Below are 15,136 nucleotides of genomic sequence, written 5' to 3'. Positions count from 1 at the left end.
CTTAATTCTTAATTCTTAATTCTTAATTCTTAATTCTTAATTCTTAATTCTTAATTCTTAATTCTTAATTCTTAATTCTTAATTCTTAAGCAAACCCTAATTAATACTGAATCCGATCGCGCACACTATTTCCTGCCTCGACATTTTTTTCAATAAAATCAATAATCTTATCCGCAACATCCACTTGACTGGCTTTTTCAATGCCTTCTAAACCGGGGGAGGAGTTAACTTCCATGACGACAGGACCATGATTCGATCGTAAGAGGTCAACTCCTGCTATCCTTAAACCCATAGCCTTAGCAGAGCGAATAGCTGTACTTCTTTCTTCTGGTGTTAACTTGATTTTTTCAGCCTTGCCACCTCGATGTAGGTTCGATCGAAAATCTCCTTCAGGTCCTTGTCTTTTCATAGCGGCTACAACTTTGTTACCTACCACAAAACAACGAATATCCGCCCCTCCTGCCTCTTTGATAAACTCTTGTACCAAAATATTAGCATTTAATCCTTTAAAGGCTTGAATTACAGACTTAGCGGCTTGATATGTCTCAGCTAATACTACTCCAATACCTTGAGTACCTTCTAACAATTTGATGACTAAAGGCGCACCCCCTACCGTCTCGATTAAACCGTCAATATCCTCCGTATCATGGGCAAATCCCGTTACAGGCAATCCAATCCCCTCTCGTGCTAAAATTTGTACACAACGTAATTTATCTCTCGATCGAGAAATCGCCTGAGATTCATTGGCACTAAAAACTCCCATAACTTCAAATTGTCTAACAACCGCTAAACCGTAAAAGGTTTTAGAAGCGCCAATGCGAGGTATAACCGCATCAAAATTTTCTAAAGTTTTTCCACCATAAACCACCGTAGGCTTATGGGAAGTGATATTCATATAGCATCTCAGATAATTAACCACCTTCATTTCATGCCCCCGTTTTTCTCCTGCTTCTTTGATTCTCTTGGTGGAATAAAGGCTATTATCTTGAGATAAGATAGCTATTTTCATAAAATATATTTAATATAACCTGCTTTTAAATCTCTCTTATTGTACAACTGCTTATACCTTCATTGAATCAACTGTGATGAAAGATACAAATAATGATCTATTTATATGTCAATTATCTTTGAATTTACCATATATTTGAATTTACCATATAATTGCTTTAGCAGATTCAATTAAGATTGCTTCGTACCTCGCAATGACAAAATTATAAGCATTGTTTTATACGAATTAGGACTTACGAGCACCTTTAACCATATTCTGTCATTCCGAGAGTAGCGAAGGAATCTCAATCCTTTGATTTTTGATACGAGTGCGTAACTTCTATGAATATAAAGAAATTTTCCAGAAAATCTTTTTGGTGGCAATGGCGAGGGGTTTGGATTGCAACCCCTTTAGTATCTTTTCTGATTATTTTTAGTCGTTATCTCGGCTTATTTCAACCCTTTGAATTATTCGCATGGGATTTTTTAGTTAAAACTCGATCGATCCAACCTCAAGACAATAGAATAGTTATTGTGGGTATTAATGATGAAGACGTAGAAAAAATTGGGACTGCGTTAATATCCGATGAAATTTATGCTAATTTACTCAAAAAACTGCTAAATTTTCAACCAGTCGCCATTGGTTTAGACGTTTATCGAGATGTACCTATGCCACCCGGTACAGATGAACTAAATCAACTTTTTGCAAAAAATAAAAATATCATTGGTATCGAAAAAATGATTGGAAAGAAACAGCAATTTCGAGTTAAGCCGAATCCTATCCTCAAGGCAAACAATCAAATCGGTTCTAATGATGTTATGCTCGATCGAGATAACAAAGTCCGCCGTGCTATACTAGCTTTACCCACAGAAAAAGCCTTTAGTTTCGGGATGTTTTTAGCTTTACTTTACCTTGAAAAACAAAACATTTCCCTTGAGGTAAGAGAAGATAAATCATGGCAATTAAAAGATACTGTATTTATACCCTTTGAAAAAAATGACGGGGGTTATCGTAATGCTGACAGTGGCGGTTATCAAATTTTGCTCAACTATCGAGGTAACGTTAATCACTTTGAAACCGTCAGTCTTTTTGATATTTTAGACGATCGAGTGCCTCCCGATTGGGGTAAAAATAAAATTATTTTAATCGGTTTTATTAGCGAAAGTTTCCTCGATGTCCTTTATACTCCCTATACTAACAAACCAGATCAACGCATGGCAGGAGTCGAAATTCATGCTAATATCATCAGTCAAGTTATTAGTAGTGTAACGGACGATCGACCCTTAATTAAAACATGGTCGCAAACTCAAGAAAACCTTTGGATTATAGCATGGACAACCATCGGTTCTGTGATTATTTGGACATTTAGAAGGACAGATAAATTTTTTCTCGGTATCATCATATTTATCATGGCGCAAATAGTGTTGTTAATGACTGTCTATATCGCTTTTTTAAATAGTTGGTGGATACCAGTAATTCCTCCTTTCATCGGTTTAGTGGCATCCGCAGGAGGCATAACTATTTATACCGCGCGCAATGGTGAAAAAATTAGACAAACTTTTGGGCGTTATTTAAGTCAAGAAATTGTTAATACTTTACTAGAAACTCCTGAAGGGGTAAAGCTAGGAGGAGAAAGACGCAGTATAACTATTTTAACCTCAGATTTAAGGGGATTTACCGCTATTAGTGAACAATTACCCCCCGAAGAAGTCGTTAAAATCCTTAATTACTATCTCGGTTTTATGGCTAATATTATTACCGAATATCAGGGTACGATCGATGAATTTATGGGAGATGGTATTTTAGTGTTATTTGGTGCTCCTGTAGTTCGCAATGATGATGCAGATAGAGCGATCGCCTGTGGTTTAGCCATGCAGTTGGCAATGGAAGAAGTCAATAAACAGATGAAAATATGGGGTTATTCTCCTTTAAAAATGGGTATTGGGATTAATACAGGAGAGGTAGTTGTGGGTAATATGGGGTCAGAAAAAAGAACTAAATATGGTATTGTGGGTAGTGAAGTTAATTTAACCTATCGTATTGAATCTTATACTAAAGGTAGAGATATTTTAATCTCAGAAAAAACCTTAAATATAGTTCGATCGAAACTAGAAATTGCCGAAGAAAAAAAGGTATCTCCCAAAGGAGTAAAAGAGCCTATTTCTATCTATAAAATAATAGGAATAGAGGGGAAATTTAATTTAACATTACCTGAAATTGAAGAAACAATTATCCCCTTAAAAGAAGTCATTGAAATTAGATATTGTTTACTTAATGAAAAAGATGTTAGTCAAGTATATTATTTAGGAAATATTGAGAAAATTATTATTAAAGATATAGAAAAAGGAGCAGAAATTAGTTTAGTTATTCCCGATTCTTTTTTACCTAATCCCCTTGATAATTTAAAACTAAATTTAGTGAATAGTCATTATGGAGAAGATATTTACGGCAAAGTAATTAGTCAGAATTTAGAAGAAAAGAAATTTAAAATTTATTTTACCCACTTACCCCAAAGTGCCGAGAAAATTTTATACAACTCTTAAGACAAATATGTCACTTCGTTTCGATATAAGAAATTGATGATCTCAAGATTTTGGCTTTTTTAACAGTAGCTATGAAAAATTAAGAGAAAATAATTAATATAAACCTTGATTGCTATAGCTTTTAGTCTTTTAAAAATACAAGTTTTATAAATTAACAGTTTGAATTTAACTTAATACCCTTACCTGATACCTGACATCTTTTTTTTAGACATAATTTATCATATTCAAAGTAGAAGAAAGAGCCACTATTCACTATTCACTATTCATTATTCACTATTCACTATTCACTATTCATTACCCTGATCAAAATACTTTTTAACTAACGTCTAATTAACAGAAATGAATTGAACTGATAAAATGCAATTTTACCCCGACTTTGAAAAAACCCTGCTTATTAAGCCCCTACATTTCTTCTTCTTAAATTAATAGCCCTTGTTTAACTGTTGTCTTAATTGCTCTAATTCATCATCTACCGCACTAACAGGAGTAGATTGAGCAGGAGTAGAAGATGTTGTACCAGAGGGTAAGGCTGAGGGGGTAGGTGTACCAGATAATTGGGCTTTTAAAGCGGCTAACTCGTCATCAACAGCGCTTCCTCCTTCCAACTGCGCCCATTTAGACTCTTCTCCCATTCCTGCTAATTCTCCAGCAGATTGAGATACTGCCTCCATCTGTAAAACCTTGTCTTCCATACGTTCAAAAGCCGACATGGCGGAACTGGTGTTAATATTACTAATGGTATTTTGTAACTGCTGATTAGCTTTAGCCGCACTCAGACGTGCTTTGAGCATATCTTTTTTGGTTTTGGCTTCAGAAATTTTACTTTCTAAGGCTGTCAAATTACGGCGTAAAGAGTCGATTTGCCCGATTTGTCCATCTAATTGAGTTTTGAGAGTAGCGGCGGTGTCGGCATGGGTTTTTTTGCGTACTAATGCTTCTCTGGCTAAACCTTCCTCACCTTTGCTTAATGCTAATTGCGCCCTTTGTTGCCATGTATTGGCTTCGGACATATTTTTTTGGTACTGCTGTTCGGTTCTTTTTTGGGATGCGATCGCTTGTGCTACTGCTTGACGCATTTTGACGAGATCATCCCCCATTTCTCGAATACTTTGCTCTAGTACTTTTTCTGGATCTTCTGCTTTGTCAATCATGTCATTGACGTTAGCTCGTACGACTCTGCTGATACGATCGAATATTCCCATAATAGTTTAACCTTTAATATTTATATTATTTCAATTCTAATCTCATTTTAAACGATACTTTGATTATCTTAACACCTCAATTCACAAACTAGACTTAACCTGAGTTTGATATAAAATGATGAAGACAAGACAAGTGGACAGGTGGAGAATAATACGACTATTACCTTTTGCCTTTTTCATTCTTAATTCTTAATTCTTATGATTTTAGAACTAACTACGAAATAAACGACTATATAATTGTTCGTGGCTCATACTAGCTAAGGATAATCCCCAACTACAACTAGATAATTCATCATCTTTTAAGGATAAAATATCGGGAATTTGTTGACAAATTTCTTGATTAAAATATAGTAATAATTTTTGTCCGTCTGTTTGCCCTAAAGGAATTAATTTTACTCCCACGTTAACTAAATTGTTAACCCAATTATGAAGATAACCTAATAAGACATTTTCTTTTTCAATCTGCCAATGAGCCGTTATTATACCGAATATGATCGAATAATTTGCACTAGATTTTAAGTTGTTAATTAATGTTTGTAAAAATGAATCTTCAGGTTCAAAAGAATTAATTAATCTCAGTAAACTTTTGCCCATTTGCCAACTTTGTTGCCTTAATTCAAAGGTTTCTCGACTAGCACTAAACCAGTTATTCCAATATAATAAATTATCAATATTTTGAGTTAAATAACTATCATAAGCTCTCATTACCATCGCAGATTCTACTCGAATTGAGCCGTATGTTAACTCATTTAATAGCCAAGATTTTAAGTGCTGATAATGACTAATTAATTTTTGCTCAACTAAAGTTTCTAACCCTTCGGAATAACTATACGCACCTAATGGCAAACTAGAATTACACAGTTGTAAAAGTAATAATAATTTTTCTGAATTTAAAAGTTGTTTGTTAATCATTAATTATCTCGAATAAATCATTATTCATTTTAGATTAAATTAAATCAGCTTGATGAATAACTACAGCTAATAATGCAGAAAATACGGTAATTCCTGTTGCCACTAAAGGATGTTGCCCTTGACTCACAGCATAGGAAGTGATAATTCCTGCACCAATGGCCGCCGTTAAACCTGCACTTACTAAATCTTTTTCTTGATTATTATTCATGGTTGAAAAATTTAAGATAATATTTTTATTAGTATTTTTAATCCCAATTGTTCTCGATAAATTGGTATCAATTAAAACTAACACCTTTTTCAAGTTCCACAACTTTTTTTAAAAAAGATTAATATTTTGCTATATTTCTTAACATGAAAATAAATAATCAGATAATTGTTATTACTATATAATATATACTATTGTGATTATTACTATATTCAAAAATAGAAAATCTGTCAAAAACTGTTACTTTTATTACAGTTCGATCGAAATATACTTAACAATACTTAAAAACTAATCAAAAAATGGCATTAATTTTAATTGTTGATGATGCACTATTATCCCGAAATATGGTGAAAAAAATCGTCAAAAATCTAGGACATTCTACCATAGAAGCGAAAGATGGAGAAGAAGCCTTAACGAAAATCAAAGAGGAAAAACCCGATTTTGTCTGTTTAGATATGTTAATCCCTAAGTTGACGGGATTAGAAGTGTTACAAAAATTGCAACAAGAAAGTTACTCTATTCCAATAGTAATGATTACAGCAGACACTCAAGAAACCACGAAACAAAAAGGTTTAGAATTGGGTGCTATAGCGGTATTAAATAAGCCCGTGAAATCCGAACAATTAGAAAAATTGATAGTTAATGCCCTTAATTTATAATGTTAAACTAGAATATATAACGGTTGTATTTTTTTCTATGAAAATCTTTAAAATTCTTATCCTCTAGTCATTTATTCTCGATCAATAACCATAAAATAATTAACAAAGATGAATCTCACCCTTGAACAAATTGATGCACTACAAGAGATTATTAATATAGGTGTAGGACAAGCGGCTGGAGTTTTAAATGAAATGCTGTGTAGTCATATAACGCTTCAGATACCTTTCATTAAAACATTTAGTCCTGATTTAGTTAAAGAAGAGTTAGAATTAAAGTTAGGAAAAGGTAAATTTTCTGCTGTAGAATTAGAGTTTTTTGGCTCGGTTAGTGGCAATGCCGAATTAGTTTTTCCTACCGATAGTGCTGCCGAATTAGTTTCTATTGTTACGGATGAAGAAACGGAAGTTTCCGAGTCAGAAATGGATGAGCTTAAAGTAGGAGCATTAACGGAAATTGGCAATATTGTTATTAGTGGTGTAATGGGAGCAATTAGTAATATTTTATCTCAAGATTTAGAGTATTTTTTGCCCTCTTATATTGAAGGTAATATCGATACTTTAATTGAACATCAAAAGTTAGAAAAACACTCTACTTTGGTATTAGCACAAACTCGTTTTTTTATAGAAGAAACTAATATTCAAGGTGATATTATTCTCATTTTTCATCTAGGTAGTTTTCATAAAATATCAGAAATGTTAGAAGGATTAGATGGGGGTTAAAATGAACATTAACCGTTTAGAGCGTAAAATCACAGAATCACGATTTAATATTTTAGATCATATTCCCGTCGGAATTTGTATTCTTAAACAAGATATGACAGTAATTTTTTGGAATAAATGTATAGAAAAATGGACTAATATTTCTCGTCAAACTATTTTAAATCAGAAAATTCAAGACTTTTTTCCCCATTTAATTAAGCCTAAATATTATAATCGTATTCAAAGCATATTTAATGGTAGTCCTGCGACAATTTTTTCCTCTCAACTTCATAAACATCTGATTCCTTCTCCTTTGTCAGAAGGCAAATTTCGCATTCAACATACGATCGTAACCCCTATACCTCATTTCAAAAAAAATGGTTATGATGCCATGATTGTGATTCAAGATGTCACGGAATCTTCTAATTTAATTAAACAACATCAACAAATGCGAGATCAAGCCTTAAAAGAACTTAATTATCGCAAGGAAATAGAAAAAGCATTGTCAGTAAAAACAAAAGAGTTGCAAAATCGTAATTTACAATTAACTCAACTATATAAAATGAGTCAATTATTACAAAATTGTGACCATATAGAACAAGCCTATTCAGTCATTAAAAATTCCGCACAATTACTATTTGAAAATTTTACTGGTGGAATTTTCTTTACCGATGAAAATAGTAAGGTAATTAATACGATTAGTTGGGGTAATTTAGATGCAGGACTTAGCAAAAAATGTATCAATTTTTATGAACAAAAGAAAGAATCAATTAATATTTTTAATACATCACAATCTCAAAGTTTTTATTGTGGTTTAAAGGCAAAAAATAAAGAATTTGGCTTTATCTATTTAAGTAATGAATCTTCCCAAGGCATTAGTGAAGGACAGAAAATATTTGCTATTAATTTTGCTGAACAAATATCCTTAATTTTAGCTAATATTGCCATGCAGAAAAATTTGTATGAAATGAGTATCACTGACTCTTTAACAGGTTTATATAATAGGCGTTATTTAGATAAGATTTTAACCAGAGAAATTACCATAGCTACAAAGAATAATGAGATAAGAAGTGTGATTATGATTGATATTGATTATTTTAAAAAAATTAATGATACTTTTGGTCATGATGCAGGAGATTTTGTCTTAATAACAGTTAGTAATTTTTTAAGACAAAAAATTCGTATTTCTGATTTTGTTTTTCGTTATGGTGGAGAAGAATTAACTATGATTTTGCTTAATAGTTCTTTACAACAAACCTTTTTGAGAGCAGAAAAAATTAGAGAGGAAATCAAGGAATTAAACTTAATTTATAATCAAGAATTCTTACCAAATATTACCGCATCTTTTGGTATTGCTTCTTTTCCTGAGCATGGTTTAACCTCTCAAGAAATTCTTTTTGCGGCTGATAATGCCCTTTATCAAGCGAAAGAATCAGGGCGCGATCGAGTTATAATTGCTTCGACAAAATAATGCAGAATTAAGAATTAAGAATTAAGAATTAAGAATGTGATTAGCACATTGTGTTAAACGAAAATAGTATTTTACTCCTATAAAAGATACCGTTAGAAATAGCATCACAAAAGCGATGGTTAAAGGGTAAATATTCATTATCCATAAACCCATTAATAATAAACAGAGAAAATCTGCACCTAAAACGATAATTTTATCAGAAAAATAGTATTGAATAGGTTGATTATCTATTTCATTTATTTTCACTTGAGCGAAACAATTAAACCAAATTTGACTAATTAAAACAAAGATTGCTCCCCAACCTACATTAAATAAAGCAAAATAAAATCCAAATAATTCAATTACGATCGTGATAATAACCACAATGAAAAAATAAGATAAATTCAAATTTGAATTTTGAACATTATCCAACCTAAAAATACAAGGTTTGACATCAATAAAAGCCATTTTAGCTTGTTCTAAACAAAATACAAAAAAAGCAAAAGAAATTAACTGCTCAGATAAATTATTGATACTGAAAGAATGCCATAATAAACCGAAACCAGAGGGTAAAAATAATAAAATAATAATAAATTTAAGTTTAAACATATTAAGAAGTAAGAATTAAGAATTACCTATTACCTATTATCTATTACCTATTACCTATCCACTATTCACTATTCACTATTACTCATTACTTTGTTAAAATAAAACTTGCATTGTAGGTGATCAGACCAGATAATATATTATTGTTGATTTTTTAGAGAGAAAATGAATGAGTCAAGAAGTGGATTTCGATATTGACTACATAGAAAAGCTAGAGACGGGGATTCCGGGGTTCGATTTTCTAGCAGAAGGGGGATTACCAAAAGGAAGGGCAACACTCATTTCAGGTACTGCTGGAAGTGCTAAAACTGTATTTGCTTGTCAATTTTTAGTAGAAGGGATTAAATTAGGAGAAAATGGTGTTTTTGTAACCTTTGAAGAACCACCTAAAGCCATTAGACGCAATATGTCGGGTTTTGGTTGGAAAATACGAGAATGGGAAGAAAATAGACAATGGGCGTTTGTGGATGCCTCACCTCAACCCGGAGAAACTCCTATGGTAGCAGGAGAATACGATTTAGGGGCATTGATTGCCAGAATTGAGTATGCCATAAGAAAATACTCTGCCCAAAGGGTGTCTTTAGATTCTTTAGGAGCTATTTTTAGTCATCTTGCCGATAGCGCTCAAGTGAGAAATGATTTATTTAGACTGGCTTCCGCTTTGAGAGAGCTAAATGTAACCGCCATTATGACGGCTGAACGTACAGAAGAATACGGGGAGATTAGTCGCTACGGGGTAGAGGAGTTTGTTGCGGATAACGTAGTGATATTGCGCAACGTCTTAAATGATGAAAAACGTCGCCGTACGATCGAAATCTTGAAGTATCGTGGTACAGATCATCAAAAAGGGGAGTATCCCTTCACTATTATTCCCCGTAAAGGCATGGTAGTTGTACCTTTAAGCGCGATCGAATTAGAGCAACATTCCTCTAATATTAGAATAACTTCGGGTAGTGAAGAATTGGATAGGATGTGCGGAGGAGGATTCTTTCGAGACTCGATTATATTGGTATCAGGGGCAACAGGTACAGGTAAAACCCTGATGGTAACGGAGTTTATGGCAGGAGGAGTGCAAAATAACGAGCGTTGTTTAGTATTTGCCTTTGAAGAAAGTAGAGAGCAACTTTTTAGAAATGCTACAGGTTGGGGGGTGGATTTTCAGCAGATGGAAAAAGACGGCAAATTAAAAGTAGTGTGTCGCTATCCCGAAACCACAGGATTAGAAAATCATCTCATCAACATGAAAGAAACTATCAAAGAATTTAAACCAAATCGAGTCGCCGTCGATAGCCTTTCTGCATTGGAGAGGGTATCAAATCTTAAAGGTTTCCGAGAATTTATCATTGGCTTAACCTCTTTCATCAAACAACAGGAAATCGGTGGTTTATTCACTTCCACTACTCCCACGTTACTAGGCGGTTCATCCATTACCGAAGCCCATATTTCTACTATTACTGATTCGATTATCTTATTGCGTTATGTAGAAATGTATGGAGAAATGCGTCGAGGTATAACTGTCTTAAAAATGCGAGGCTCAATGCACGATAAAGATATTAGAGAGTTTACCATTGATCATCAAGGAATGCACATCGGGCATCCTTTCCGTAACGTGACTGGAATTTTAGCAGGTACACCTATGTACACCACTCAAACGGAAGTCGAAAGACTCAGTAATCTTTTCGAGGAATGAGGAATGAAGAATGAAGAATGAAGAATGAAGAATCAAGAATCAAGAATTGAAGAATGAAGAATGAAGAATTGTTGTTAATCAATAACCCAGCGTGTAATAAATCGCACAGCGTTGCGAGGCACGAAGCAATCTTACGCCTAATAGCTACCGTCTGCTAAAGCGACTTAGATAAAAATTAGCAAAATTGATTGTCATTGCGAGGCACGAAGCAATCTCAAAGTATTGTCAGCTAAGTTGTTAATAATTATCCACTATCCACTATCCACTATCCACTATCCACTATTCACTATTCACTATTCACTAAATTATGGATGTAATTTCGATCGAACCTAAAAACGGAGAAAACCCCGAATTTGTCATGGTGTTACTGCACGGTTGGGGTGCAAATTACCACGATTTAACCGCGCTTGTGCCGATGTTAAACTTACCCTCTTGTTTATACTTGTTTCCCAATGCGCCTTATGCTCATTATCAAGTGGAAGGGGGAAGGGCATGGTATGCTTTAGAAAATGGTAACGAAGGTATTGAAGCGAGTTTAAATCAACTTTACCAATGGTTATTATCCCTAGAAGACAACACTAACATTCCCTTATCTAAAACCATTCTGGGGGGTTTTTCTCAGGGAGGTGCTATGAGTTTAGATGTGGGTTTACAATTACCCTTAGCTGGAGTTGTTAGTTTAAGCGGATATTTACATTTTCAACCCACCGCCGACAGAAATCCTTTTCCTCCTACTTTCATCTCTCACGGTACACTAGATAATGTTGTACCTGCTAGTATGGCAAGGGAAGCAAAACAAAAATTAGAAAAGGTAGGGGTGTCTGTAGAATATAAAGAATTTCCCATCGGGCATGAAATTATCCCCGCTCAAATGCACCTAGTGAGGGATTTTGTGCAATATACTTTCAAAAAAAACTACTTAGGAATTAAGAATTAAGAATTAAGAATTAAGAATTGACGTTACGCACTCATGGGTTAAATTTTAATAGGTATCGGGTAGCAGGTATTAGGTTAAATTCAAACTGTTAATTTATAACAATTACATTTTGAAAATAATCAAAGCTATAGGTGATAAAATTTATATTAATTATTTTCTATTAATTTGGCATAACTACTGTAGAAGAGTCTGAATTTTTTTGATTTTTAAGCCTGAAACCTGACACCTCCAATCAACAACTAATTCTATTTTTGCGTAACATCAGTTAAGAATAAAAAAAGGCAAGAGGCAAAGATAAGAGTAACAAGAAATGTAGGGGTTTAACATATTAAACCCAACCCCATCAAAAAACAATAATTATTTCTTCTCTCTTTCTCCCTCTCTCCCTTTCTCCCTTTCTCCCTTTCTCCCTTTCTCCCTCTCTCCCTCTCTCCCTCCTTCCTAATTAATCAATTTTTCATCATGCTACCTTTTCTCTCCCTACGTTTTCGCATTATCCTATTATTAGTTATCCCCATGATTAGTAGTGTGGGATTAGTTGGCTATGTTTCCTTTTCTAATAGTAGTAAAACAGTAGAAAAATTAGCGAGAGAATTACAGAGAGAGATTAATGAAAAAGTAGAGCAAGAATTAACTTATTATTTATCTACACCTTTACAAATTAATCAAATTAATTTAGATAACCGTTATTTTGGATGGTTAGATTATAATGATTTTTCTTTCATGGAAAGATATTTATGGAGACAAATTAATAATTTTCCTGCTATTGGTTTTATCGGTTATGCCAATGAAAAAGGCAATTTAATGGGAGTAGAAAGACTCGATAACGGAAATATTGAGTTTAATATTATGGATGAATCTTCTCCTTTGAATTTAAGGATTTATGCTACGGATAATCAAGGTAATAGGGGAGAGCAAAAAAGCGTTATTCCTAATTTTATTAATCAACAACGCCCTTGGTATCAAAAAGCGTTTACTGAAGGAAAACCAACATGGAGTGATGTTTTTTTATATAAAGGTACTCCCCGTTTAGCTATTTCTGCTGTTGTGCCTATTTATGATGAAAACAATAATTTTCAAGGGGTTTTATTCAGTGATTTATTATTATCTTTAGTTAGTAATTTTTTAGAAAAATTATCTATTGGAGAAACAGGAGATATTTTTATTATTGACTCATCAGGTTATCTAATTGGCAGTTCTTTAGAACCACCTTTTATTATCCCTAATCCTGATGCAGATCAACTGAATCAAGAAGCTGAAAGAGTCAATATTGCTAATAGTCAATTTAGCATAATTAGGGAAGTTAATCAAGAAATTACACAAAAATTTAATAGTTTTTCTGAGATTAAAAGTCCTAAATTTTTACAACTAAAATTAGATAATATTCCCTATTTTGTCCAGATTTTTCCCTTTGAAAGTCATTTAGAAAAGCCTTGGTTAGTAGTGATTTTATTACCCGAAAAAGACGTAATGGGAGATATTAATGCGAATACGAGAATAACCGTCATTATTTGGCTTTTAACCTTGATTGTCTCTCTTTTTCTTGGTTTATGGATTACTAACTATATCACTGAACCGATTTTACAACTCAATAACGCTGTTTCTCGTCTCAAAGAAGGAAATTATAATGAATCGATCGATGTCACTCGCAAAGATGAGCTAGGTAATTTAACCTTAGCGTTTAATGATATGGCAAACACAATACATGATTTATTAGAAAACCTCGAAAGCAAAGTACGATCGAGGACAGAAGAACTATCAAAAGCCAAAGAAAAAGCGGAGGTAGCCAATCAAGCAAAGAGTGAATTTTTAGCGAATATGAGTCACGAATTGCGCACTCCGTTAAATGCAATTTTGGGATTTGCCCAAATTATTTTAAGATCAAAAGATGTACCAAAAGAGCATTTAGATAGCATAAATATTATTAATAGAAGTGGTGAACATTTGCTAACTTTAATCAATAATATTCTGGATTTGTCCAAAATTGAAGCAGGTAAAATTAGTTTAAATTTAGACAAAATTAATTTTGATAAACTATTAGATGATATTGAAGATTTATTTAAACATAAATGTCAAAAAAAAGGACTGCAATTAATTATCGAAAAGTTAGATAATGTACCTCAATTTATTGAAGCAGATGCCCCAAAATTACGACAAATTTTATTAAACTTAATTAGCAATGCCATTAAATTTACTGACGAAGGGGGAATTTCTGTGCAAATAGCTAATGTTGAAGAAAACGAAAATCATTTAAAATTACTCTTTATTGTGAGAGATACAGGTAAAGGAATTAAAACTGAAGAATTAGAAAGTTTATTTCAACCATTTACTCAGACTAAAGTAGGAAAAGAAGTTAATGAAGGTACTGGTTTAGGATTATCTATCAGTAAAAAATTTGTTGAATTAATGGGAGGAAAAATTGATGTTACCAGTGAAGAAAATAAAGGAAGTGTTTTTTCTTTTACCATTAATACAAAATCCATTGCTTCTGATGAAATCACTACTAATGATATTATTCCAGACGTTATTGGCATAGAAAAAAATCAACAAGTATTTAAACTATTAATTGTGGACGATAAAGATTTTAACCGTAGTTTATTAGTAAAATTATTAACCCCTTTTGAGTTTATATTAAAAGAGGCAAGTAATGGACAAGAAGCGATCGAAATTTGGGAAGAATGGCAACCTAATTTAATTTTTATGGATATGAGAATGCCCATATTAGACGGTTATGAGGCAACGAAAATAATTAAAGGAACGACAAAAGGAAATGCAACGGCTATTGTGGCAGTAACTGCCAGTGTTTTGGGGGAAGAAAAAGCCGTTATTTTATCAGCAGGATGTGATGATTTTGTGCGGAAACCTTTTCGTCAGGAAACAATTTTTTCCATATTAACTCAACATTTAGGAGTGCGTTTTATTTATGCTCAAATTGATGATGAAAACTCTGAAAAAAATAATCAATCAAGGGAGTTAATTTCCTCTGATTTTTCGGTTATGCCTGAAGATTGGGTACAAAAATTATATCAAGCTAGTCTTGAATTAGATGAGCAATTAATTATTGATTTAATTCAAGAAATTCCTCCTCAGCAACAACATTTAAAACAAGGTTTATCTAAAATAGTTGATTCTTTGGAGTTCGATCGAATTACTAATTTAATCGAGATAATGAATAATGAATAATGAATAATTGTTAATTGTTAATTGTTCGGGTATAATGAGACATCGAAATCTGAACTGAAAAC

General features: G+C 33.0%; 12 protein-coding genes. 7 read left to right on the top strand and 5 right to left on the bottom strand.

Annotation, left to right across the window (positions count from 1 at the left end):
- Window positions 1-100: 100 nt before the first annotated feature.
- Entirely contained in the window at window positions 101-1,009 is a 909-nt protein-coding gene (gene rimK / locus ACN4EE_RS06710) for a 30S ribosomal protein S6--L-glutamate ligase (protein ID WP_431705641.1), read from the bottom strand.
- Between the two features lie 320 nt (window positions 1,010-1,329).
- Here rimK and ACN4EE_RS06705 point away from each other — a divergent pair, with 320 nt between their 5' ends.
- Window positions 1,330-3,531 (top strand): CHASE2 domain-containing protein, encoded by a 2,202-nt coding sequence (locus tag ACN4EE_RS06705; RefSeq protein WP_431705640.1) that lies wholly within the window; start codon window positions 1,330-1,332, stop codon window positions 3,529-3,531.
- 422 nt (window positions 3,532-3,953) lie between these two features.
- Here the strand turns inward: ACN4EE_RS06705 and ACN4EE_RS06700 are convergent, their stop codons facing one another.
- From ACN4EE_RS06700 to ACN4EE_RS06690, 3 genes are all read right to left on the bottom strand, one after another.
- Window positions 3,954-4,733 (bottom strand): PspA/IM30 family protein, encoded by a 780-nt coding sequence (locus ACN4EE_RS06700; protein ID WP_431705639.1) that lies wholly within the window; start codon window positions 4,731-4,733, stop codon window positions 3,954-3,956.
- Window positions 4,734-4,943: 210 nt separating this feature from the next.
- Window positions 4,944-5,645 carry an urease accessory protein UreF gene (locus ACN4EE_RS06695; protein WP_431705638.1) on the bottom strand — a complete coding sequence of 234 codons (702 nt, stop codon included), beginning with the start codon at window positions 5,643-5,645 and terminating at the stop codon, window positions 4,944-4,946.
- 34 nt (window positions 5,646-5,679) lie between these two features.
- Window positions 5,680-5,853 carry a hypothetical protein gene (locus ACN4EE_RS06690; RefSeq protein WP_431705637.1) on the bottom strand — a complete coding sequence of 58 codons (174 nt, stop codon included), beginning with the start codon at window positions 5,851-5,853 and terminating at the stop codon, window positions 5,680-5,682.
- Between the two features lie 296 nt (window positions 5,854-6,149).
- Here ACN4EE_RS06690 and ACN4EE_RS06685 point away from each other — a divergent pair, with 296 nt between their 5' ends.
- From ACN4EE_RS06685 to ACN4EE_RS06675, 3 genes are all read left to right on the top strand, one after another.
- Window positions 6,150-6,509: a response regulator transcription factor gene (locus tag ACN4EE_RS06685; protein WP_431705636.1), complete on the top strand. Its 360-nt coding sequence runs from the start codon at window positions 6,150-6,152 to the stop codon at window positions 6,507-6,509.
- 108 nt (window positions 6,510-6,617) lie between these two features.
- Window positions 6,618-7,229: a chemotaxis protein CheC gene (locus tag ACN4EE_RS06680; protein ID WP_431705635.1), complete on the top strand. Its 612-nt coding sequence runs from the start codon at window positions 6,618-6,620 to the stop codon at window positions 7,227-7,229.
- Window position 7,230: 1 nt separating this feature from the next.
- The gene (locus ACN4EE_RS06675) at window positions 7,231-8,679 is read left to right on the top strand and encodes a GGDEF domain-containing protein (protein WP_431705634.1); all 1,449 of its coding nucleotides are present in this window, start codon (window positions 7,231-7,233) and stop codon (window positions 8,677-8,679) included.
- Window positions 8,680-8,700: 21 nt separating this feature from the next.
- Here ACN4EE_RS06675 and ACN4EE_RS06670 read toward each other — a convergent pair whose 3' ends face one another.
- Window positions 8,701-9,267 (bottom strand): hypothetical protein, encoded by a 567-nt coding sequence (locus ACN4EE_RS06670; RefSeq protein ID WP_431705633.1) that lies wholly within the window; start codon window positions 9,265-9,267, stop codon window positions 8,701-8,703.
- A gap of 166 nt (window positions 9,268-9,433) precedes the next feature.
- On the opposite strand from ACN4EE_RS06670, the gene kaiC reads away from it, so the two are divergent.
- The 3 genes from kaiC to ACN4EE_RS06655 all read left to right on the top strand — a co-directional run bounded on the left by kaiC (window position 9,434) and on the right by ACN4EE_RS06655 (window position 15,074).
- On the top strand, window positions 9,434-10,954 hold the full coding sequence (gene kaiC / locus ACN4EE_RS06665) for a circadian clock protein KaiC (RefSeq protein ID WP_431705632.1): 1,521 nt from the start codon (window positions 9,434-9,436) through the stop codon (window positions 10,952-10,954).
- A gap of 307 nt (window positions 10,955-11,261) precedes the next feature.
- Complete coding sequence (locus ACN4EE_RS06660; protein WP_431705631.1) at window positions 11,262-11,891, top strand: alpha/beta hydrolase; 630 nt, start codon at window positions 11,262-11,264, stop codon at window positions 11,889-11,891.
- Window positions 11,892-12,353: 462 nt separating this feature from the next.
- Window positions 12,354-15,074 carry a hybrid sensor histidine kinase/response regulator gene (locus ACN4EE_RS06655; RefSeq protein ID WP_431705630.1) on the top strand — a complete coding sequence of 907 codons (2,721 nt, stop codon included), beginning with the start codon at window positions 12,354-12,356 and terminating at the stop codon, window positions 15,072-15,074.
- The last annotated feature ends 62 nt before the right edge of the window (window positions 15,075-15,136 follow it).

The organism is Geminocystis sp. CENA526 (assembly GCF_050753365.1).
Lineage (GTDB): Bacteria > Cyanobacteriota > Cyanobacteriia > Cyanobacteriales > Cyanobacteriaceae > Geminocystis.
Note: the sequence above shows the minus strand (reverse complement) of the source record. Positions and strands in the feature narration are given on the sequence as shown.

Coding starts and splice junctions, on each gene's coding strand:
- ACN4EE_RS06660 (WP_431705631.1), top strand. CDS start 11,262: ATGGATGTAATTTCGATCGAACCTAAAAACGGAGAAAACCCCGAATTT.
- ACN4EE_RS06705 (WP_431705640.1), top strand. CDS start 1,330: ATGAATATAAAGAAATTTTCCAGAAAATCTTTTTGGTGGCAATGGCGA.
- ACN4EE_RS06685 (WP_431705636.1), top strand. CDS start 6,150: ATGGCATTAATTTTAATTGTTGATGATGCACTATTATCCCGAAATATG.
- ACN4EE_RS06680 (WP_431705635.1), top strand. CDS start 6,618: ATGAATCTCACCCTTGAACAAATTGATGCACTACAAGAGATTATTAAT.
- ACN4EE_RS06670 (WP_431705633.1), bottom strand. CDS start 9,267: ATGTTTAAACTTAAATTTATTATTATTTTATTATTTTTACCCTCTGGT.
- rimK (WP_431705641.1), bottom strand. CDS start 1,009: ATGAAAATAGCTATCTTATCTCAAGATAATAGCCTTTATTCCACCAAG.
- kaiC (WP_431705632.1), top strand. CDS start 9,434: ATGAGTCAAGAAGTGGATTTCGATATTGACTACATAGAAAAGCTAGAG.
- ACN4EE_RS06695 (WP_431705638.1), bottom strand. CDS start 5,645: ATGATTAACAAACAACTTTTAAATTCAGAAAAATTATTATTACTTTTA.
- ACN4EE_RS06675 (WP_431705634.1), top strand. CDS start 7,231: ATGAACATTAACCGTTTAGAGCGTAAAATCACAGAATCACGATTTAAT.
- ACN4EE_RS06690 (WP_431705637.1), bottom strand. CDS start 5,853: ATGAATAATAATCAAGAAAAAGATTTAGTAAGTGCAGGTTTAACGGCG.
- ACN4EE_RS06700 (WP_431705639.1), bottom strand. CDS start 4,733: ATGGGAATATTCGATCGTATCAGCAGAGTCGTACGAGCTAACGTCAAT.
- ACN4EE_RS06655 (WP_431705630.1), top strand. CDS start 12,354: ATGCTACCTTTTCTCTCCCTACGTTTTCGCATTATCCTATTATTAGTT.